The 19,716-nt window shown below is 72.9% G+C and carries 13 protein-coding genes; 8 read left to right on the top strand and 5 right to left on the bottom strand.

Annotated features, from left to right (window positions below):
* Nucleotides 1–84 precede the first annotated feature (84 nt).
* Nucleotides 85–4,062, bottom strand: a complete 3,978-nt coding sequence (eccCa, locus tag Ani05nite_RS14890; RefSeq protein WP_203768789.1) for a type VII secretion protein EccCa — start codon at nt 4,060–4,062, stop codon at nt 85–87.
* Between the two features lie 191 nt (nt 4,063–4,253).
* Here eccCa and eccD point away from each other — a divergent pair, with 191 nt between their 5' ends.
* Nucleotides 4,254–5,690 (top strand): type VII secretion integral membrane protein EccD, encoded by a 1,437-nt coding sequence (gene eccD / locus Ani05nite_RS14885; protein ID WP_203768787.1) that lies wholly within the window; start codon nt 4,254–4,256, stop codon nt 5,688–5,690.
* Nucleotides 5,691–7,362: 1,672 nt separating this feature from the next.
* Here eccD and Ani05nite_RS14880 read toward each other — a convergent pair.
* Nucleotides 7,363–7,866: an inorganic diphosphatase gene (locus Ani05nite_RS14880; protein ID WP_203768785.1), complete on the bottom strand. Its 504-nt coding sequence runs from the start codon at nt 7,864–7,866 to the stop codon at nt 7,363–7,365.
* 153 nt (nt 7,867–8,019) lie between these two features.
* On the opposite strand from Ani05nite_RS14880, the gene dacB reads away from it, so the two are divergent.
* From dacB to Ani05nite_RS14845, 7 genes are all read left to right on the top strand, one after another.
* Nucleotides 8,020–9,810, top strand: coding sequence for a D-alanyl-D-alanine carboxypeptidase/D-alanyl-D-alanine endopeptidase (dacB, locus tag Ani05nite_RS14875; protein ID WP_203768783.1), 1,791 nt, complete (start codon nt 8,020–8,022; stop codon nt 9,808–9,810).
* 49 nt (nt 9,811–9,859) lie between these two features.
* Nucleotides 9,860–10,918 (top strand): zinc-dependent metalloprotease, encoded by a 1,059-nt coding sequence (locus tag Ani05nite_RS14870; protein WP_203768781.1) that lies wholly within the window; start codon nt 9,860–9,862, stop codon nt 10,916–10,918.
* Between the two features lie 96 nt (nt 10,919–11,014).
* Nucleotides 11,015–11,965, top strand: a complete 951-nt coding sequence (tilS, locus tag Ani05nite_RS14865) for a tRNA lysidine(34) synthetase TilS (protein ID WP_377881273.1) — start codon at nt 11,015–11,017, stop codon at nt 11,963–11,965.
* A gap of 127 nt (nt 11,966–12,092) precedes the next feature.
* Nucleotides 12,093–12,668: a hypoxanthine phosphoribosyltransferase gene (gene hpt / locus Ani05nite_RS14860; RefSeq protein ID WP_203768776.1), complete on the top strand. Its 576-nt coding sequence runs from the start codon at nt 12,093–12,095 to the stop codon at nt 12,666–12,668.
* A gap of 381 nt (nt 12,669–13,049) precedes the next feature.
* Complete coding sequence (ftsH, locus tag Ani05nite_RS14855; RefSeq protein WP_203768775.1) at nt 13,050–15,068, top strand: ATP-dependent zinc metalloprotease FtsH; 2,019 nt, start codon at nt 13,050–13,052, stop codon at nt 15,066–15,068.
* The gene (gene folE, locus Ani05nite_RS14850) at nt 15,065–15,736 is read left to right on the top strand and encodes a GTP cyclohydrolase I FolE (protein WP_377881272.1); all 672 of its coding nucleotides are present in this window, start codon (nt 15,065–15,067) and stop codon (nt 15,734–15,736) included. The genes ftsH and folE overlap by 4 nt, the downstream gene beginning before the upstream one ends.
* 5 nt (nt 15,737–15,741) lie before the next feature.
* The gene (locus Ani05nite_RS14845; RefSeq protein ID WP_203768774.1) at nt 15,742–16,143 is read left to right on the top strand and encodes a RidA family protein; all 402 of its coding nucleotides are present in this window, start codon (nt 15,742–15,744) and stop codon (nt 16,141–16,143) included.
* 1 nt (nt 16,144) lies between these two features.
* Here the strand turns inward: Ani05nite_RS14845 and Ani05nite_RS14840 are convergent, their stop codons facing one another.
* Genes Ani05nite_RS14840 through Ani05nite_RS14830 form a run of 3 tightly spaced genes read right to left on the bottom strand, consistent with a single transcriptional unit; the run spans nt 16,145 to nt 19,713 of the window.
* The gene (locus tag Ani05nite_RS14840; protein ID WP_203768773.1) at nt 16,145–16,405 is read right to left on the bottom strand and encodes a hypothetical protein; all 261 of its coding nucleotides are present in this window, start codon (nt 16,403–16,405) and stop codon (nt 16,145–16,147) included.
* Between the two features lie 12 nt (nt 16,406–16,417).
* Entirely contained in the window at nt 16,418–17,131 is a 714-nt protein-coding gene (locus Ani05nite_RS14835) for a hypothetical protein (RefSeq protein ID WP_203768772.1), read from the bottom strand.
* Nucleotides 17,128–19,713 carry an FtsK/SpoIIIE domain-containing protein gene (locus Ani05nite_RS14830; protein ID WP_203768771.1) on the bottom strand — a complete coding sequence of 862 codons (2,586 nt, stop codon included), beginning with the start codon at nt 19,711–19,713 and terminating at the stop codon, nt 17,128–17,130. The genes Ani05nite_RS14835 and Ani05nite_RS14830 overlap by 4 nt, the downstream gene beginning before the upstream one ends.
* Nucleotides 19,714–19,716 lie beyond the last annotated feature (3 nt).

Raw genomic sequence — 19,716 nt, 5'->3', positions numbered from 1 at the left:
GGGAGATTACTCCGAATCCGAGCGTTGTCGCTGGGGTCTGTCGATGCGGATCGCACCGCTGGTGCGGCGGTGCTGGTCGCGGGCTCAGTACGGCGGCAGATGGGAGAGCTGGATGAGCCGGACACCCTCACGCCGCGTCATCAAGCGACCACGCCCAGGTGGCATCAGCGTCGGCCGGATCGGGCCGATGAGCGCGCCCTCGTCGCTGGGCCCGGACATCACCAGGCCCGGCGACGACAGCTCGCGCAGCCGCTGGATGACCGGGTCGTACATGGCCCGGCTGGCCCCGCCGGCGCGGCGCGTGACGATCAGGTGCAGGCCGACGTCGCGGGCCTGGGGCAGGTACTCCAGGATCGGCTGGAGCGGGTTGCTCGGCCCGGAGGAGACCAGGTCGTAGTCGTCGACCAGCACGAACAGCTCCGGCCCCTGCCACCACGACCGTTCCCGCAGCTGCTGGGCGGTGACGTCCGGACCGGGCAGGCGGCGCTGCATGTAGCCCGCGACGGACTCCATCAGCTCCAGCGTCTTCGCGGCCTGGATGCCGTAGCCGATCCGGTGCTCGGACTCGGGCAGGTCCATGAGGCTGCGCCGGTAGTCGACCAGGATGAGCCGGGCCTCCTCGGGCCGGAACCGGCGCATCACGGTGGTGGCCAGCGCCCGCAGGAACGACGACTTGCCGCACTCGGCGTCGCCGAACAGCAGGAAGTGCGGGTCACCGGCGAAGTCGATCTCCACCGGCTGCAGGTCCGATTCGGCGATGCCGATCGGCAGGCGCAGGCCGGTGGACCGGTCCAGGTCGATGCTCGCGTACGGCAGCGACGGCGGCAGCAGGCGCACCCGCGGCGCCACCGGCCCGGTCCAGTTGGTCGCGATCATCTTGACCAGCTCGGCCGTCTCGCCGGCGCCGCTCAGCTCGGGGCGCACGGTCAGCAGGTGCAGGCTCTTGTTCTTGTCCGTGGGGTGCTCGACGATGCCGCGGCCGGCCTTCTCCGGCACGGTGACCGCGGCGCGCCGGTTGACCATCGAGTCGGTCGGGTCGCCGAGGCGCAGCTCGACGCGGGAGCCGAAGAGGTCGCGGATCGCCGGGCGGTAGTCCATCCAGCGCGGGGCGCTGGCGACCACGTGGATGCCGTACGAGAGGCCGCGGGTGGCGATGTCGGTGATCACGCCCTCGAGCTCGTCGTAGTCCTTGCGCAGCGTGGTCCAGCCGTCGATCACCAGGAACACGTCGCCGAACGGGTCGGTGTCGGCGCCGTTGTTGAGCCCGGCCCGGGCCGCCCGGCGCCGCCGGTACGACGCCATCGAGTCGATGCCCAGCTCGCCGAAGCGGGCCTCGCGGGCGGCCAGCAGGGTGGACACCTCGCCCACGGTCCGCCGTACGCCCACCGAGTCGAGCCGCCCGTAGACCCCGCCGACGTGCGGCAGGTCCTTGAGCGTGCCGAGCGAGCCGCCGCCGAAGTCGAGGCAGTAGACCTGTACCTCGGCCGGGGTGTGGGTGAGCGCGAGCCCGCAGATCAGCGAGCGCAGCGCGGTCGACTTGCCGGACTGCGCGCCGCCGACCACGGCGACGTGCCCGGCGCCTCCGCCCAGCTGCAGCCACATGACGTCGCGGACCTGCTCGCGCGGCTTGTCGATGAGCGCGATCGGCACCTGCAGGGCGCCGTGCAGCTCGGGGTTGGCGAAGGCCAGCCCGCGCACCGGGTCCACGGTCACCGGCCCGAGCAGCTCGTCGAGGGCGGGCGACTGGTTGAGCGGGGGCAGCCACACCTGGTGGGCCGGCGGGCCCTGGCCGTTGAGCCGGGCCACCATGACGTCGAGCAGGCTCTCGCCGGCCGGGGTCTCCTCGGGCGCGGGCTTGACCGGCTGCACCGGCTTGGGCGCCGGCACGTAGTGGGTGGAGTAGGACAGCACCTGCGGCGCCGAGCCGTCCTTGGCCGCGCCGGGGCCGCCGCTGCCGGCCTTGCGGAAGGTTCCCGACACGTACGCGGCCTTGAACCGCACCAGCGGCTCGGTGCCGAACTTGAGGTAGCCGTGGCCGGGCGAGCGCGGCAGCTCGTACGCGTCCGGCACGCCGAGCACCGCCCGCGACTCCAGCGCCGAGAAGGTCCGCAGCCCGATCCGGTACGACAGATGGGTGTCCAGCCCGCGCAGCCGGCCCTCCTCGAGCCGCTGGCTGGCCAGCAGCAGGTGCACGCCGAGCGAGCGGCCCAACCGTCCGATCTGGACGAACAGGTCGATGAAGTCGGGCTTGGCCGACAGCAGCTCGGAGAACTCGTCGCAGATGACCAGCAGCGACGGCAGCGGCGACAGCGCCGCGCCACCGGCCCGGGCCTTCTCGTAGTCGCGCAGGCTGGCGAAGTTGCCGGCCCGGCGGAGCAGCTCCTGGCGGCGGAGCAGCTCGCCGTCGATGGCGTCCACCATGCGGTCGACCAGGGGCAGCTCGTCGGCGAGGTTGGTGATCACCGCGGCGGTGTGCGGCAGCCGGTCCAGCGAGCTGAAGGTCGCGCCGCCCTTGAAGTCGACGAGCACGAAGTTGAGCGTCTCGGACGAGTGGGTGGCGGCCAGGGCGAGCACCAGCGTGCGCAGCAGCTCGGACTTGCCGGAGCCGGTGGCCCCGATGAGCAGGCCGTGCGGGCCCATGCCGTCCTGTGCGGACTCCTTGAGGTCGAGCTCGATCGCGCCGCCGTCGGCGCCCAGACCGATCGGCACCCGCAGCTTGTCGCGGTTGGGCCGGGGCAGCCAGGCCTGGGCGACGCTGAACGAGTCCGGGTCGCCGAGGTTGAGCAGCTCGGCCAGGCCCATTTCGGCGGCCAGCGGAGTGTCGGCGGACCGCGACATCGCGGCCAGCCGCAACGGGGCGAGCCGGCGGGCCACGGCCTCGGCCTCGGCCTCGCTGAGCCGGTCCGGCGTGCCGACGTCGGCGGCGTGGTCCATCGCGTACGTGTGCAGCTCGTGCCGTCCGTCACCCGGCCGGACCTCGAGCACCAGCAGCGAGCGGTCCAGCAGCCGGGGCGGCACGTCGTCGAGGTCCAGCACCGTGACGCCGTCGATGCCGTCGTCGAGCTGGGTCGCGCCCTTCAGGTCGGCGCCGTCCAGCACGATCACCACGTGCGGCAGGCTGCCGCCGGCGCCGGCCGGGTTGAACCGCGGCCGGTTGCCGATCACGTCCTCGAGCAGCTTCTCCAGGTCGGGCCCGGCGCTCGCGACGAGCCGCACCTGGCCGAGCCGGTCGGTCCGGGAGGGGTGCAGGTTGTGCGGCAGCCACTTGACCCACTCCCACATCGCCCGCCGCTCGGGGCCGGCGCACACGGCGATGATCAGGTCGTCCGGGGCGTGGAAGACCGCGAGCTGGGCCAGCACGGCCCGGGTCAGGGCGCGCGCGTCGGCCTCGCCGGTGGGGCCCTGGCCGCGCATGAAGACCCGGGCGAAGCCGCGCAGCGAGACCGCGACGGGCAGATCCGGGACGACGGAGTACGCGTCCAGGAAGCGGCGCAGCGCGCCGGCCGTCATCGGCTCGAGGTCCTCCAGCGGGCGGGTGACCGGCGGGATGAGCGGCGTGGCCAGCGTCTGCGGGCCGACGGCGAGCCGCACGACGCCGAAGTCGGGGTCGGCCGACCGGCGTTCCCAGACCCGGTGGCTCTCCGCGGTGGACCAGAGCTGCTGCGGGTCGGGGTGGCGGTAGAACAGGCCGACCCGCTGCCGGCTCGCGGTGTCGCGGACCCGCCGGCGCAGACCGGACAGATGCCGCAGATACTCGCGCCGGGCGGCCATCATCTCGGCCTTCTTGGGGCCGCCGCTGCCGCCGATGGAGGTGGCCAGCATGGCCAGCGACGAGACGCCGAACAGGCCGCCGACCACATAGGAGAAGGCGCCGCCGCCACCGCGGCCCATCATCATGGCCATCGCGACCGAGCCGCCGAGCATCGGCAGCACCATCATCGCCTGCGTCCAGCGGCCGCCGACCGCCTGGGGGATCTCCGGGGGCGGATCGACGGCGAGCTCGCCGGTCGGGATCTCCGGCGCGGGCCGCCGGGCAGCCCGCTTGATCACCACCGTGCTCATACCGAGTATTTCCCTTTCATCCGCAACCACACGTCTTTGTGGCTTTGGTCCACATCGGCGGGTGGCGGCTCGCCCCGTCCGCGGTGCCCGTGACCGGTCCCCGCGCAGGGCTCATGGTAGGTAAAGTCCCCTCAGTTCCGCAGCCTCGTCACCATCGATGGGAAATACGGCATGAAACACCGGACGCGGTCATGACCGTCGGGCTGGCACGCGTCACGATCAGCGCCCCGCAACGCCGCGTCGACGTGGCGCTGCCGGAGCACGTCCCCCTGGCCGAGCTGCTCCCCGAGGTGCTCAGGCACGCCGGCGAGGGCCTGGCCGACGACGGCGAGAAGCACGGCGGCTGGCTGCTGCGCCGCACCGACGGCGTCGCGCTGGCGACCGCCCAGGGTCTCTTTCCGCAGGGTGTGCGCGACGGCGAGGTGCTGCACCTGGTGCCGGCCCGGGACAACTGGCCCGAGCTGGAGTACGACGACGTCGTCGAGGCGATCGCCGAGGGCGCCCGGCGCCGCGGCACGGTCTGGTCGCCGGCCTCCACCCGTACGGCCACGCTGGCCGGCAGCACGGTGCTGCTGGCCATCGGCCTGCTCGCGGTGCTCGCGGCCGGCCCCGCCTGGGCCGGCGCGGCGTACTTCGGCCTCGGGGTGGGACTGCTGCTCGCACTGGCCGGCATCACCGCCGCCCGGGCGTACGGGGACGCGCGCGCCGGTGCGGTGCTGGGCGGCTGCGCGCTGCCGTACGCGTTCGCCGGCGGCGCGGTGCTGATCGCCTCGGGCGACCGGGCCGGCGTCATCGCATTGCTGCCCTGGCTGGGCGGCCCGGAACTGCTGGCCGGCTCGGTGGCGTTGCTGCTGGTCGCCGCCCTGGGCGCGGTCGGCGTGGCCGCGTCCCTGCGGGTCTTCGCCGCCGGCATCATGACCGGCCTATTCGGCGCCCTCACCGCGCTCGCCGCCCTGCTCACCTCGGCCGCCGGCGCCGCCGCGGTGCTGCTGTCCGCCCTGGTCTGCGGCATCGGCGTGCTACCGCTGCTGGCGATCCGGCTGGGCAAGATGCCCACCCCACCGGTGACCCTGCCCACCGGCAGCGAGGCGGAACAGAGCTTCACCGGCGCCCCGGCCCACGGCCCGGGCCTGGACGCGGCCCGTGAGCGACCCGACCGGGCGCGCGTGTTCGCCGCGGTCAGCCGCACCGAGGAGCTGCTCACCGGCCTGCTGATCGGGCACGCGGTGCTCTGCGTGGGCGCGTTCCTGGTGCTGGCGTCGGGCGGGGATCTGTCCGCCCAGATCCTGATCGCGCTGGCGGCGGCGGCGTTGCTGCTGCGCTGCCGGCTGTTTGTCACTCTGCGGCAGCGGCTACCGCTGGTCACTGCGGGGTTGGTGGGGGTATTCGCGCTGGGCGTGGACGTGCTCTGGGGGGCGAGCGAGGCGGTGCTGCTCGGCGTGGGGGTCACTGTGCTGCTGGCGGGGTTGGCTGTGGTGGCGGCCGGGGCGACCTGGACCCGGCGGGCTCCCTCGCCGTACCTGGGGCGGGCGGCCGATTTGCTGGACACGCTTGCTGTGGTGGCGGTCATTCCGGTGGCGTGCGCTGTGATCGGCTTGTACGGGATGGCCAGCAACCTCAGCATCTGACCGGGGGCGGGGTGTCGGCCGCGGCTGGCGTCGATCGGTCGTTGGCTGTCCACTTCGCGGATCTTGAGTAGCTGGAGCGGGTTTGTTTGCTCGCTTTGCAGCAAGATCTGCTGTTTGGGGCAGTTGCGGGTGCCAGCTGGTGTCGATCCGCCGGTGGCTGCCCATTTTCGCGGATCTTGGATAGCTGAACGGGTTTGCTTGTTTCCTTTGCTGCAAGATCCGCTGTCGTAGCTGTCGTAGCTGTCGTAGCTGTCGTAGCTGTCGTAGCTGTCGGGTGCCGGCTGGTGTCGATCGACGGTCGGCTTCCCACTTAACGGATCTTGGGCAGCTGGAACGAGTCAGCTTGCTTGCTCTGCTGCAAGATCTGCTGTCCTTGCGGAGGAGGATCGCGCTGGTCGGCGCCGCGATTTCGGGCCGCCGCGATTTCGGGCCGCCGCGATTTCGGCCGGCTGGCCTGGATGGGCTCGCCTGGCTGGCTGGACTCGCTGGCCTGATCGGGCCCGCGGGCCTCTTCGCCCTCCGCGGGTCGGGCTGCGGGGGCGCTGGGCGGCAACCTCGGCTTCTGCTGCGGGGGCGGTCGATGTCCGGCCTATCGGTGGCTGCTGCTCGCTCGCCTTGCGGATCTTGGAGAGCTGGAGCGTGTCAGCGCGGTCGCTGTGCTTCAAGATCCGGCTGTCTTGCATCGAGGATGGCGCTGCCCTCGCGTGGGAGTTTGCATCGGTCGCCGCGCCGCGAGTTGGGTCTGCCGGCGTCTTCGCCGACCGTGGGTCGGCTGCTGAGGCGCTGGTTGGCAACCTCGGCGTCCGTTGCGGGGACGGTCGATGTCCGGCTTGTCGCCGATCGCGGCCGCTTTCCTCGCGGATCTTGGAGAGCTGGAGCGAGTTAGCACGGTCGCTGTGCTTCAAGATCCGCTGTCTTTGCGGGGGAGGGGTGGGGTTGCGCTCGCGTGGAGGAGTCGCGTTGCGCTCGTGCCGAGTGTGGCGTTGCGCTCGCGTGGAGGAGTCGCGTTGCGCTCGTGCCGAGGGTGGCGTTGCGCTCGCGGGGAGGGGTCGCGTTGCGCTCGTGTCGAGGGTGGCGTTGCGCTCGTGCCGAGGGTCGCGTTGCGCTCGTGCCGAGGGTGGCGTTGCCCTCGCGGCGAGGGTCACGCTGATCGTCGCGCAGTGATTTGGAGTCTGTCGGCCGCTGGGATGTCCGTGGTGCGGACTGCTGAGCCGTTGGGCGGCAACCTATGCGTCTGCCCCGGGCCCGGTCGATGTCGGGCTTGTCACCGGCCGCAGCCCGCTTCCTCACGGATCTTGGATAGCTGGAGCGAGTTAGCACGGTAGCGGCGCTACAAGATCCGCTGCACCGCGCCGAGGATCGCCCCGCCACCTGCGGCGTGTGCGAGCACACCCTCAAGCACCCGCGACCGGACCCCACCGGACGCCTGGTTCGGTCACCGATCCACTGACGTCAGGGTTCGCTGCCGATCAACCGAACGCCTGGTTTCGTCACCGATCTGCTGACACCAGCGTTGGTCTGCCGGACACCGTGGCGGCCCGCCGATCTACTGGGCACGCCTGCATCAAGATCCCCTGGCTCGGTGCCGAAGGTGCTGCCGAGCGAAAGGCCCACAGACACAACGCGGCGGCCGCTGAGGAAGCCGGCCGCCGCGTCGTCAGATCAGATCAGCTCAGTGAGCGTCGTCGTGGTGCTCCGCGGCCTCGGCCCGCTTGAACGACGCCCGGATCTCGTCCTCGGCCTCCACCCGGCCGGTCCAGGTCGCGCCCTCGACCGACTTGCCCGGCTCGAGGTCCTTGTAGACCGTGAAGAAGTGCTGGATCTCCATCCGGTCGAACTCGCCCAGGTGGTGGATGTCGCGCAGGTGCTCCTGGCGCGGGTCCTCGTAGGGCACGCAGAGGACCTTGTCGTCGCGGCCCTTCTCGTCGGTCATCCGGTACATGCCGATCGCCCGCGCCCGCACGAGGCAGCCGGGGAACGTCGGCTCCTGGATGAGCACTAGGGCGTCCAGCGGGTCGCCGTCCTGCCCCAGAGTGCCTTCGATGAACCCGTAGTCGGCGGGGTACTGCGTCGCGGTGAAGAGGGTCCGGTCCAGTCGGATCCGGCCGGTCTTGTGGTCGACCTCGTACTTGTTCCGCTGGCCCTTAGGGATCTCAACCAAAACGTCGAAATCCATCGTTTGCTCCCTTGTTAGCCCCGCAGTCGGACCCGGCAGGGCGTGGCGAGGAGAGCGGGGGCAGAAACCGGCCCCCCAGGATCCGCGCGCACCGATGTGCCGGATGTTTGTAGTCTCCCCTAAGTCTGACGCCACGTACGGAGGAGGGGGCTCGTGGGGAGGCAAGATTCACAGAACACTCCCGAGTACGACGGCGTGTCCGGGCCGGAAAACGGGCAATCGCCTGTTGGGCGGGCAAGTGTGCCGCCGGCCGGTCCGCCGGGGAAGCCGCCGGCGCCACGGCCTGCGGGCACCACGTACGGTCGCGCGTCGGTCCCGTTGAACATCGCCCATCCCGCGCCTCAGGCTGCACAGACGTCCCCCGCGCCCCAGGCGCCTCCGCCGCCCGGGCCGGTCGCGGCCGACCCGCCGGCTCAGCCCGGCGGTCCCGTCCCGGGCCCGGTCATTCCCCCGGAAGGGGTAGCGGCAGCGGCGCAGCCGGGTACGGGCCGGTCGCGGCGTACCGTCGTCTTGTCGGTTGTTGCAGCCCTCGTGCTGGTCCTCGTCGCCGCGGCCGGGGTGCTCGTGGTCCGGCCCGGTCCGGTGGACGGGTGGCTGGCCGGGGGCCCGGCGCCCACCCCCGCGCCGTCCGCGACGCCCGACCCGACGCCGACTCCCGTGCTGGCCGCGGCGGATGCCTCGGCCGCCGCCCCGACCGCCGCCGGGGTCCGGGCCGCGATCGCGCCGCTGCTCAAGGCCGGCCCGCTCGGGCCGCGGGTCAACGTCTCCGTCGCCGACGTCGCGACCGGCGAGTCCCTGTTCGAGCAGAACGCGGACACCATGACCACGCCCGCGTCCACCACCAAGCTGCTCACCGCGGCGACCGTGCTGTCGGCGCGGGGGCCGGCCTACCGGCTGGCCACCCGCGCGGTGGCCGGGGCCCGGCCGGGGGAGGTCGTGCTGGTCGGCGGCGGCGATCCCACGCTGTCGGTCGGCGCGAAGGGCCAGTTCCCCGGCGCGGCCCGGCTGGACAAGCTCGCCGCGCAGGTCAAGGCCGCCCTGGGCGGCCAGGCGCCGACCAAGGTCCTCATCGACACCTCGCTGTACCGGGGGCCGCTCACCGCGGTCGGCTGGGACGGTGACGTCATCGGCGGCGGCCAGGTCGCCAAGATCCAGCCGCTGATGACCAACGCCGGGCGGATTCAACCGGTGCACAACGAGTTCGGCGGGGACCCGCGGTTCGCCGACCCCGCGCTCGCCGCGGGCCGGGCCTTCGCCAAGCAGCTGGGCCTCGCGCCCGGCGCGGTGAGCACAGGCACGGCTCCCGCCGCGGCGGACCCGGCCACGCCCTCGGCGGCCGCCTCCGCCGCGCCCGGAGTGGCCCCGGCGCCGGGCGCCGAGCTCGGCCGGGTCGAGTCGCCGCCGCTGGTGCACGTGGTCGACTGGATGCTGGAGCAGAGCGACAACGTGATCGCCGAGGCGCTGGCCCGGCAGGTCGCGCTGGCCGCGGACGCGGAGCCCTCGTTCACCGGCGCCGCCGAGGCGATGCGGGCCGAGCTGGGCGAGCTCGGCCTGCCGGCCGACGAGGTCAACCTGTACGACGCGAGCGGCCTGTCCCGCAAGAACGGGATCAGCCCGAAGCTGCTCACCGACCTGCTCACACTCGCCGCCGGCGGCAAGCAGCCGCAGCTCAGCGCCATGTTCGGCGGGCTGCCGGTGGCCGGCTGGTCCGGGACGCTGCGCACCCGCTTCGTCACCCCGGCGCCCAACCGGATCGGCCAGGGTTTGGTCCGCGCCAAGACCGGCACATTGACCGGGGTCAACACGATCTCCGGTCAGCTGGTCACCGAGGGCGGCCGGCTGCTGGTCTTCGCGATCATGGCGGACGCCACCGGCGAGTCGGTCGCCGCCCGCCAGGCGCTCGACAAGATCGCCGCCAAGCTGGTCACCTGCGGCTGCTCCTAGGGGTTTTCTCAGGGCCGGCGGCTGGTGGAACGCGGGTACGGTGGTGGGCATGGCGCAGTTCGTTGACTGGGATCTGGCCGCCGCCACCGCGGGCGCGCTGTCGAAATCCGGACCCGCGGTGTCCTACGAGGAAGCCACGCAGGTGGTGGCGCAGCTGCGCGAGCTGACCGACGAGGCGGCGGGGCACGTCGCGGCGTACACGGGGCTGACGGCCCAGGTCGAGGCCGCGCCGGTGCGGATCGTCGACCGCAAGGACTGGGCGGCGGTCAACATCGTCGGCCTCAAAGAGGTGATCATCCCGCTGGTCACCCGGCTCTCCGGCGACAAGCAGCCGGGCGCGGTCGCCGACGCGATCGGCTCCCGGGTCACCGGCGTGCAGGCCGGCACGGTGCTGGCGTACCTCTCCGGCCGGGTCCTGGGCCAGTACGAGGTGTTCTCCACCGAGCCGGGCCAGCTGCTGCTCAACGCCCCCAACATCGTCGAGGTCGAGCGCAAGATCGGCGCCGACCCGCGCGACTTCCGGCTGTGGGTCTGCCTGCACGAGGTCACCCACCGCACCCAGTTCACGGCCGTGCCGTGGATGCGCGGCTACTTCCTGGGCGAGGTCCAGGCGTTCGTGGACGCCTCGCAGAGCGGCGAGCACATCCTCGAGCGGCTGCGCCGCGGGGTGGCCACCCTCTCCGACGCGCTGCGCGACCCGGAGAGCCGCTCGTCGGTCATCGACATCGTGCAGACCCCCGCCCAGAAGGCGGTCCTGGACCGGCTGACCGCGCTGATGACGCTGCTGGAGGGGCACGCCGAGTTCGTCATGGACGGCGTGGGCCCCGAGGTCATCCCGTCGGTCGAGTCGATCCGGGCCAAGTTCAACCAGCGCCGCGAGAGCGGCAACCCGCTGGAGAAGGCGATCCGCCGGCTGCTCGGCATCGAGGTCAAGATGCGGCAGTACGCGGAGGGCCACAAGTTCGTGCACGGGGTGGTGGAGCGGGTCGGGATGGCCGGCTTCAACAAGATCTTCAGCTCGCCGCTGACCCTGCCCCGGCTGGACGAGCTCGGCGACCCGGACGCGTGGGTGGCCCGGGTGCACGGTCCGGTCGGCCTGGCCACCTAGCGGTCGGGCGTGGCCAGGATCGCGCCGTCGGTCGCGGCGGTGCGGAACGCGGTCCGCGCGGCTCTGCGCTCCGAGGCGAGGGCCGGATCGGGCTCCCTGATCACGCCGGCCGGCGCCGAGCCGGCGGGCGGGGCGGTGAGCGCCGGCCGGCTGGTGCTGGTCGCCTGCTCCGGCGGGGCCGATTCGCTGGCGCTCGCGGCCGCGACCGCCTTCGTCGCCCCCCGCCTGGGGCTGCGGGCCGGGCTGGTCACCGTCGATCACGGCCTGCAGGACGGCTCCGCCGCGCGCGCCGCGGCGGTCGCCGAGTGGGCCCGCTCCGCCGGGCTCGACCCGGTCGAGGTCGCCCCGGTCGACGTGTCCGGCCGCCCCGGCGGGCCCGAGGCCGCCGCCCGGGAGGCCCGCTACGAGGCCCTGTCCGCCGCCGCGGAGCGAAACGGCGCCTCCGCTGTCCTGCTCGGGCACACCCGTGACGACCAGGCCGAGACGGTGCTGCTGGCGCTGGCCCGGGGGGCGGGGCCGCGCGGGCTGGCCGGGATGCCGTACCGGCGGGGACGGCTGCTCCGGCCCCTGCTGGACGTCTCGCGGGACGACACCCGCAAGGCCTGCGCCGCCCTCGGCCTGGCGGCCTGGGCCGACCCGCACAACACCGACCCCGCGTACGCCCGCTCCCGGGTCCGGGCCGACGCCCTGCCCGCCCTGATCGCCGCCCTGGGGCCCGGCGTGGTCGCGAACCTGGCCCGGACCGCCGCCCTGACCGCCGCCGACGCCGCGTACCTGGACCAGGTGGCCGCCGAGGCGCTCGACGCCTGCCGTTCCGCGGCCGGCCTCTCGGTCGCCGGCCTCGCCGGACTGCCGCCCGCCATCCGCAGCCGCGTCCTGCACGCCTGGGCGCGGGAGCTGGGCGCGCCCGGCGCGGCGCTGTCGCACCGGCACGTGGTGGCGCTGGACGCGCTGGTCACCGGCTGGCACGGCCAGGGCCCGGCAGCGCTGCCCGGCGGGATCGTGGTGGGCCGCCGGGCGGGTCACCTGGCCCGCGGCGAGCTGTGACAGTCATCACTGGCTGTGCTGCCCGGGCCGGCCCGGCGACCGGATTCGCCCCATTACCTGCCCTTGGCTCGGCGCCGAGCGCAGCCCCCGGCCACGGCCCGCAACGTTCATGCGGCACGCTAGGCGCATGGCAGACGGCTCCTGGTACGACGCCGACATCGACCGCGTGATCATCTCCGAGGAGCAGATCCGCGAGAAGACCGAAGAGCTGGCCAAGCAGGTCGCCGTGGACTACGCGGATGCCGACGGCGGCATCCTGCTGGTCTGCGTGCTCAAGGGCGCGGTCATGTTCATGGCGGACTTCGCGCGTGCGCTGGGCCGGCAGGGCCCCTCCTCCGAGATGGAGTTCATGGCCGTCTCGTCCTACGGCTCCGGCACCGCGTCCTCCGGGGTGGTGCGCATCCTCAAGGACCTGGACCGCGACATCACCGGCCGGCACGTGGTGATCGTCGAGGACATCGTCGACTCCGGTCTGACCCTGTCCTGGCTGATGAAGTACCTGCAGTCGCGGCAGCCGGCCAGCGTCGAGGTGGTGGCGCTGTTCCGCAAGCCGGAGGCGATCAAGGTGCCGGTGCCGACCAAGTACGTGGGCTTCGACATCCCCAGCGAGTTCGTGGTCGGCTACGGACTGGACTTCGCGGAGCGCTACCGCGAGGTGCCGTACGTGGGGGTGCTCCGGCCCGAGGTGTACGCCCGTAGCTGAACGGTCTCCCAGCCGACTCTCAGGAATCGGTGACCTGGTCCGTAACCGGGCTGTATTGTCCGGTTCTGTACGTGTTTATCGGGGCCGCGAGCAGGTGCGGGCGGTGCTCGGAGGGGTCCCGGAGGCCGGGCTGGACCAGTCGTAGGAGGCAGCCACGGTGTACGGTCGAGTGACCGATGGCGCAGTGTCACGAGCGCCGGAGGGGTCGGATCGGTAGCGGTCGCACCGGTGGGGTTTGCCGGAGCGGCGTCGGGTTATCGATGCGGCGATGTCTCCACCGGTGTGCCGCCCCCGCGGGCGGCCGGCGGCGGGGGCAAGTCAACCCAGGTGACCAGGACGCCGATCAGGAGGGTCCGGGCGCATCAGCCGCCCGACAACAGTATGGAACGTACGCGTTTCTTCCGCCGCCCGGTGGTCTGGATCATTCTGGTGATCATCGGTGCGATTGCGCTGAGCTCATTCTTCACCAGTGGTCCGAGCTACCAGCGAGTTGATACTTCCGTCGTCCTCGAGCGACTCAACCAGCCCGGCATCTCCAAGGTCATCCAGGAGGACAAGGAGCAGACGCTCCAGCTCGAACTGGCGGCACCGGAGCGGTTCGACGGCAAGACCACCAAGAAGATCGAGACCCAGTATCCGTACGAGCTGACGGATGAGGTCTGGGCCGACGTCCAGGAGGCCAAGGCCGCCGGACGGATCACCGGCACGATCAACGCGACGGTCTCCGGCGACAGCATCCTGCTGAGCCTGCTGGTCAACCTGCTGCCGATCGCCATCCTCGTCATCCTGCTGCTGCTGTTCATGTCGCAGATGCAGGGCGGCGGCTCCCGCGTGCTCAACTTCGGCAAGTCCAAGGCCAAGATGCTGACCAAGGACATGCCCAAGACGACGTTCGCCGACGTGGCGGGGGCCGACGAGGCCGTCGAGGAGCTCCAGGAGATCAAGGACTTCCTGCAGAACCCGGCGAAGTACCAGGCGCTGGGTGCCAAGATCCCCAAGGGCGTGCTGCTCTTCGGCCAGCCGGGCACGGGCAAGACCCTGCTCGCCCGGGCCGTCGCGGGTGAGGCCGGGGTGCCGTTCTACTCGATCTCCGGCTCCGACTTCGTCGAGATGTTCGTCGGTGTCGGCGCGAGCCGGGTCCGCGACCTCTTCGAGCAGGCCAAGACGAACGCCCCGGCGATCGTCTTCGTCGACGAGATCGACGCGGTCGGCCGGCACCGCGGCGCCGGCATGGGCGGCGGTCACGACGAGCGCGAGCAGACGCTCAACCAGCTGCTCGTCGAGATGGACGGCTTCGACACCAAGGGCGGCGTGATCCTCATCGCCGCCACCAACCGGCCCGACATCCTCGACCCGGCGCTGCTGCGCCCGGGCCGCTTCGACCGGCAGATCCCGGTGGACAACCCGGACATGGAGGGCCGCAAGGCCATCCTGCGGGTGCACGCCAAGGGCAAGCCGTTCACGCCGGACGTCGACCTCGACTCGGTGGCCCGCCGCACGCCCGGCTTCTCGGGCGCCGACCTGGCCAACGTGATCAATGAGGCCGCGCTGCTGACCGCCCGTAACGAGAAGCGCGCGATCTCGAACTTCTACCTCGAGGAAGCCATCGACCGGGTCATCGCCGGCCCGGAGCGGCGCTCCCGCGCGATGAGCGACAACGAGAAGAAGATCACCGCGTACCACGAGGGCGGGCACGCGCTGGTGGCGTACGCGCTGCCGCACTCCGCGCCCGTGCACAAGGTGACGATCCTCCCGCGTGGCCGCTCGCTCGGGCACACGCTGGTGCTGCCGACCGAGGACAAGTACACCCAGACCCGGGCCGAGATGATCGACACGCTGGCGTACGCGCTGGGTGGCCGCGCGGCGGAGGAGCTCGTCTTCCACGAGCCCACCACCGGCGCCGGCAACGACATCGAAAAGGCCTCCGGCCTGGCCCGCGCCATGGTCACCCAGTACGGCATGAGCTCCAAGCTGGGCGCCGTCAAGTACGGCACCAGCGGCGACGAGCCGTTCATGGGCCGCAACATGGGCCACGAGAAGGACTACTCGGACGCCGTCGCCGCCGACATCGACGCCGAGGTCCGGGCCCTGATCGAGCTGGCCCACGACGAGGCCTGGGAGATCCTGGTCGAGTACCGCGACGTGCTGGACAACATGGTCCTCGAGCTCATCGAGAAGGAGACCATCACCCAGGAGGACATGAACCGCATCTGCGCCCGCGTGCAGAAGCGGCCGCCGATGGCCCCGTTCAACGGCTTCGGCAAGCGGCTCCCGTCCGAGGCGCCGCCGGTCCTCACCCCCGCCGAGCGCGACAAGCTCAAGGCGCAGGCCGAGGCCGACGGTCAGATCGCGGTGGGTGGCAGCAGCAACCCGAACGGCTCGGTGGAAGGGAACCTCTGATCACCGACGGCAGCTCCACGGAGCCCAACGACTCCGACGAGCCCGACTACCTCGCCGCGCGTCTGGTCGACGGCAAGCTCACCGGCACCCCGGTCGAGCAGGCCGTCGACCTGGCCCGCATCGAGAAGGCGGTCCGGGAGATCCTCATCGCCATCGGTGAGGACCCGGACCGCGACGGTCTCCAGCGCACCCCGGCCCGCGTCGCCCGCGCGTACGCGGAGCTCTTCGCCGGCCTGCGGGTCGACCCGGCGAAGGTGCTCACCACGACGTTCGAGGCCAACCACGAGGAACTCGTGCTGGTCCGCGACATCGAGCTGATGAGCCTCTGCGAGCATCACCTGCTGCCGTTCAAGGGCGTCGCCCACATCGGCTACATCCCGGGCGTCGACGGGCGCATCACCGGCCTGTCGAAGCTGGCCCGGCTCGTCGAGGTCTTCGCCCGCCGGCCCCAGGTGCAGGAGCGGCTCACCTCACAGATCGCCGACCTGCTGATGGAGAAACTCACGCCCCGGGGCGTCATCGTGGTGCTCGAGTGCGAGCACATGTGCATGGAGATGCGCGGCATCCGCAAGGTCGGCGCCCGCACGGTCACCTCCGCGGTCCGCGGCGCGTTCCAGACCGACGGCAAGGTCCGCGCCGAGGCGATGGCGCTGATAAACGCGAGGTGACCGCCATGCTCGAACGCCTCAACCCCGCCGGCGTGCACGAACCGCCCGGCTACAGCCATATCACCATCTCCCCGGCCGGCCGGCTGGCCCACCTGGCCGGGCAGTGCCCGCTCGACGTGTCCGGCACGGTCGTCGCGCCGGGCGACTACGCCGGGCAGACCGACCAGGTCGTCGCCAACTGCCTCGCCGTGCTGACCGCGGCCGGCGCCGCCCCGTCGGACGTGGTCCGCTCGGTGATCTACGTGGTCGGCGCGGAGTCCGCCGTCCTCGCCGGCGTGTGGAACCGGCTGATGGCCTCCGAGCTGGCGCCGGCCTTCACCACGGCCAGCACCCTGCTCGGGGTGACCGTGCTCGGCTTCGCCGGCCAGCTGGTCGAGGTCGACCTCACCGCCGCCCTGCCGGACTGACTCAGACGCTTCGGCGGTAGGCGTCGGCGCTGTCCATCGCGGCCCGGGCCAGGGCCTGCGCCTCGTCCAGCCGGGTCCGGGCCTGCTCCAGCTGCGCGATCGAGGCGGCGACGGACGGATGGAACGAGCCGAACGCGGTCATCCGCAGCAGGGCCAGCGCGTCGTCGAGCTGGTCGGTGACCTGCTGGATGCCCGCCACCGCCCGCTGCGTGCCGTCCACGGACGCGGCCACGTTCACCTTGACCTCTTCGACACTGGCCATGTCAGCCCCTCCTCACCGGATGAACGCGAGCAGGCCGACACCCATGCAGGTCAGCAGCACCGGGGTCAGGCACGCGATCGCGCCGACGATGGGCGTCCGGTCCACCTTGGCCGGTCCGCCGCCGTACACGAAGCCGATCGTCAGCCAGCCCAGCCCGAACGCCAGCAGCGGCATGCTCAGCCCGCAGAGCAGCGCGTACGTGGGCAGCGAGCCGGACGGGGCGATCAGGTACAGCACGATCTGGACGATCAGCACGGCCGCGGCGAACGGCCCGTACACCAGCAGGTTGCGGGCCCACGGCCGCCACGGCGCCGCCGGGCCGGGACCCAGCATGGCCGCGTCGGCGGCGTCCGCGGTGCCCCGGGCCTGCCGCAGCGCGGCCAGGATCGCCTCGGGGCCGGTGGCGACGCTCTGCGCCGCCAGCGCCCGCTCGCCCGGCTGAGCCGCCAGCGAGGCCACCGGGACGCCCAGATCCTGCACCAGCCGGGCGCGCTGCGGCGCCAGCCGGGCCCGCACCGACGCGAGCTCCTGCTGGGCGGCCTGCAGCGTCGCCGCCTGCTCGCCGGCGGCCGAGCTCGCGGCCCGGCGTACGGCGTCGAGGCGCTGCGCGGCCGCCACATAGGCGGCCCACGGCCCGGCGTCACCCCCGACGGCCTCGGGCGTGGCGCCGGCCCGACCGGGCACGGCCTCCTCGCCCGCGCCGGGGCGCTCGGTCGGCCCGGTCATGCCTGGTCCCTCTCGGGCTCGACGAACGGCACGATCGTCACCGTACGGTCGGCGTGCCGGTCGTGCAGCAGCGCGCGGTTCTCCCGCGGCTGCCAGTCCAGCGACTTGCCGACCATGAGGCATACGTCCTGCTGCGGCACGTTGAGGAACACCAGACCGGCCACGTCCTCCCGGCCGGCGCTGCCGCCCGTCTCCTCGCTGAACCGGCGCAGGCCGCGCCACCACGACAACAGGTGCACGCCCCGGCCCGGGCCCTCGCGCAGCAGCCGCCGCAGCGACGGCAGCGTTCCCGGGCTCATCGCGTCCATGCCGAACACCACCCGGTAGCCGGGCCGCGCGAGCTCCAGCTCCGCGGCCAGGCCGGCCGCGTCCACCACGACGACCTCCTGGCGGTGGCCGATCTCGACCGCGAGGGCCTTGGCGATCTCGTCGCCCTCGGCGACCAGCGAGCAGATCACAAACCGGGTGGTACGCGGTGAGTGGAACGCGGCGACGCTGCGGGCGGCCGCCTCCAGCACCTCGGCGCCGTCCGGCCGGGAGCCGAAGACCGCCAGATGCCGCCCCGGCGACGAGTCCAGCGGGAACGCGGCGGTCGACAGGCTCACGTCGATGACCCGGCCCAGCAGCGCCGCCGGGCGCCCGCCCCGGCCGGCCAGCGCGGAGCGGTACGTCGGGTCGTCGGCCAGGTGCTGACGGGCGTAGCCGGCGAAGATGCGCGGCGGTGTGGCCTCCGGGTCGCGGGCGCCCCACAGCTTGTGCCGCAGGTCGCTGAGCACGGCCTGGTCGGCGTGCGGGTCGGGGAAGCGCACGATGCGCTCGTGGCCGCGGGTGGCGCCCCGGGGACCGCCGAGGCCGCCGGCCGTGTTGACGACCGCCGTGCCCAGCGGCAGGCCGGCCGCGGAGTCGTTGGTGGGCTCCAGCACGTCCCCGCCGCCCGGCAACGCGATCCGCACCGGGAACTGGCCGAAGATGGAGTCGCGCTTGGCGTACAGGGCCTCGACGCCGAGCACGGTCTGGCTGGCCAGGATCAGGTGGATGCCGTACGAGCGGCCCTTGCGGGCGAGCGACTCGAGCAGCTGCACCGCCTCGGTGGCCATCGGGTCGTTGCCGGCCAGCAGCACCTGGAACTCGTCGATGACGCAGAGCAGCCGCGGCATGGGACGGCCCCGGCCCTCCTCGGCGGCGACGGCGCGCAGATCCGCGAACCGGGTCACCCCGGCCCGCTTGTACGCCACCGAGCGGCGGGTCATCTCCGCGTCCAGCTCGCGCAGCACGGCCAGGCCGTACTCCCGGTCGGACTCGACGCCGACGGCCCGCGCGTGCGGCAGCCAGGTGCGGTCCCGCCGGGTCGGCACGAACTCGGCGAACGACACGCCCTCCTTGAAGTCGAGCAGGTACAGGCCCAGCTCGTCGGGGCTGTACCGGGCGCCGAGGCCGTACAGGACGTTGATCAGGAAGGCGGTCTTGCCGGCGCCGGACCGGCCGCCGACCATCCAGTGTGGCGTCAGGTCGCCGAAGCGCAGCACCAGCGGGGTGTCGCCGTCGTGACCGACCGTGGTGTCCAGCCCGGCGGCGGCGTCCCCGCCCCAGATCTCCTCGGCCGGGTCCGGCAGCAGGTCGGCCAGGGTCACCTGCGACGCCGCGGCGGAGTGGGCGGCCAGCTCCCGGCAGACCGCGTCGACCAGGTGCGGCGGCGGGTCCTCGTCGAGGAAGACGGGGGCGTTCAGCCACTTCGCCTCCGGGATCGACCCGAAGGTCACCCCGGGCGGGTCGCCGATCACCGCGTACGGGTTGCGGACCGAGATCTGCGTGGTGCGCGGCAGCGGCGCCTGGGTCGTCTCCGGGGTGAGCGGGGGCGGCGGCCACCCGGCCACGATCAGGTGCAGCCCCGACTCGGGCCCCTGCTGCGCCAGCGCGGCGATCCGGACCAGGTCGGCGCCCTCGGTCATCTCCGGCAGGCTGGCGACGACCAGCAACATCATCCGGTCGCGCCGGCCCCGGCGGACGGCGCCACCGCGGACCGGGCGCAGCCACTTCTCGGCCTCGGTGAGCACGTCCCGCAGCTGGGCGCGGTCGGTGGCGGTCGGGGAGAGCAGGCCGGCGTCGGCGAGCACCGCGAAGGGTGCGAAAACCGTGCCGCCGCCCGTACCGTCGACGGCGCGGACCAGCAACGACCCGGCGGGCGCGGCAGCCAGCAGGCGCAGCAGCAGGCAGCGCAGCAGCCCGGCGACCCGCGGGTCGCGGGCGTCGGCGTCGACGGTCAGGTGCCCGGTGCCGAGCAGCGGGATGAGGGCGGGAAAACGCGCGTCGTCGAGCGGCTGAGCCATGCCGAGCCGGACGAACTGCGGCGGGAACGTGCCGCCCAGCGGGGTGGTGGCCGACTGGGCGTCCAGGGGCGCGCCGAGCCAGCCGGGAGCCAGCTCACCGGCGGCGGCCCGCAACTCCTCGGCGAGATGATGCTGCTCGAGCGGGTCGACGGCGGACGGCGCCTGCGACTCCAGCGCCGCGGCGGCCGCCTCGGCGGTGGCCTCCGCCTGGCGGTGCAGGGCAGCGGCCTGATCGATGCGCCGCGTCGACTCCACCGC

It is taken from the genome of Actinoplanes nipponensis (assembly GCF_016862275.1).
GTDB classification, from domain to species: Bacteria; Actinomycetota; Actinomycetes; order Mycobacteriales; family Micromonosporaceae; genus Actinoplanes; species Actinoplanes nipponensis.
This window is presented reverse-complemented; position numbering and strand designations above follow the sequence as displayed.

Bases quoted from the DNA above. Each gene is read 5' to 3' on its own strand.
- Ani05nite_RS14880 (WP_203768785.1), bottom strand. From the start codon at position 7,866: ATGGATTTCGACGTTTTGGTTGAGATCCCTAAGGGCCAGCGGAACAAG.
- hpt (WP_203768776.1), top strand. From the start codon at position 12,093: ATGGCAGACGGCTCCTGGTACGACGCCGACATCGACCGCGTGATCATC.
- eccD (WP_203768787.1), top strand. From the start codon at position 4,254: ATGACCGTCGGGCTGGCACGCGTCACGATCAGCGCCCCGCAACGCCGC.
- Ani05nite_RS14840 (WP_203768773.1), bottom strand. From the start codon at position 16,405: ATGGCCAGTGTCGAAGAGGTCAAGGTGAACGTGGCCGCGTCCGTGGAC.
- Ani05nite_RS14835 (WP_203768772.1), bottom strand. From the start codon at position 17,131: ATGACCGGGCCGACCGAGCGCCCCGGCGCGGGCGAGGAGGCCGTGCCC.
- Ani05nite_RS14870 (WP_203768781.1), top strand. From the start codon at position 9,860: ATGGCGCAGTTCGTTGACTGGGATCTGGCCGCCGCCACCGCGGGCGCG.
- Ani05nite_RS14845 (WP_203768774.1), top strand. From the start codon at position 15,742: ATGCTCGAACGCCTCAACCCCGCCGGCGTGCACGAACCGCCCGGCTAC.
- ftsH (WP_203768775.1), top strand. From the start codon at position 13,050: ATGGAACGTACGCGTTTCTTCCGCCGCCCGGTGGTCTGGATCATTCTG.
- eccCa (WP_203768789.1), bottom strand. From the start codon at position 4,062: ATGAGCACGGTGGTGATCAAGCGGGCTGCCCGGCGGCCCGCGCCGGAG.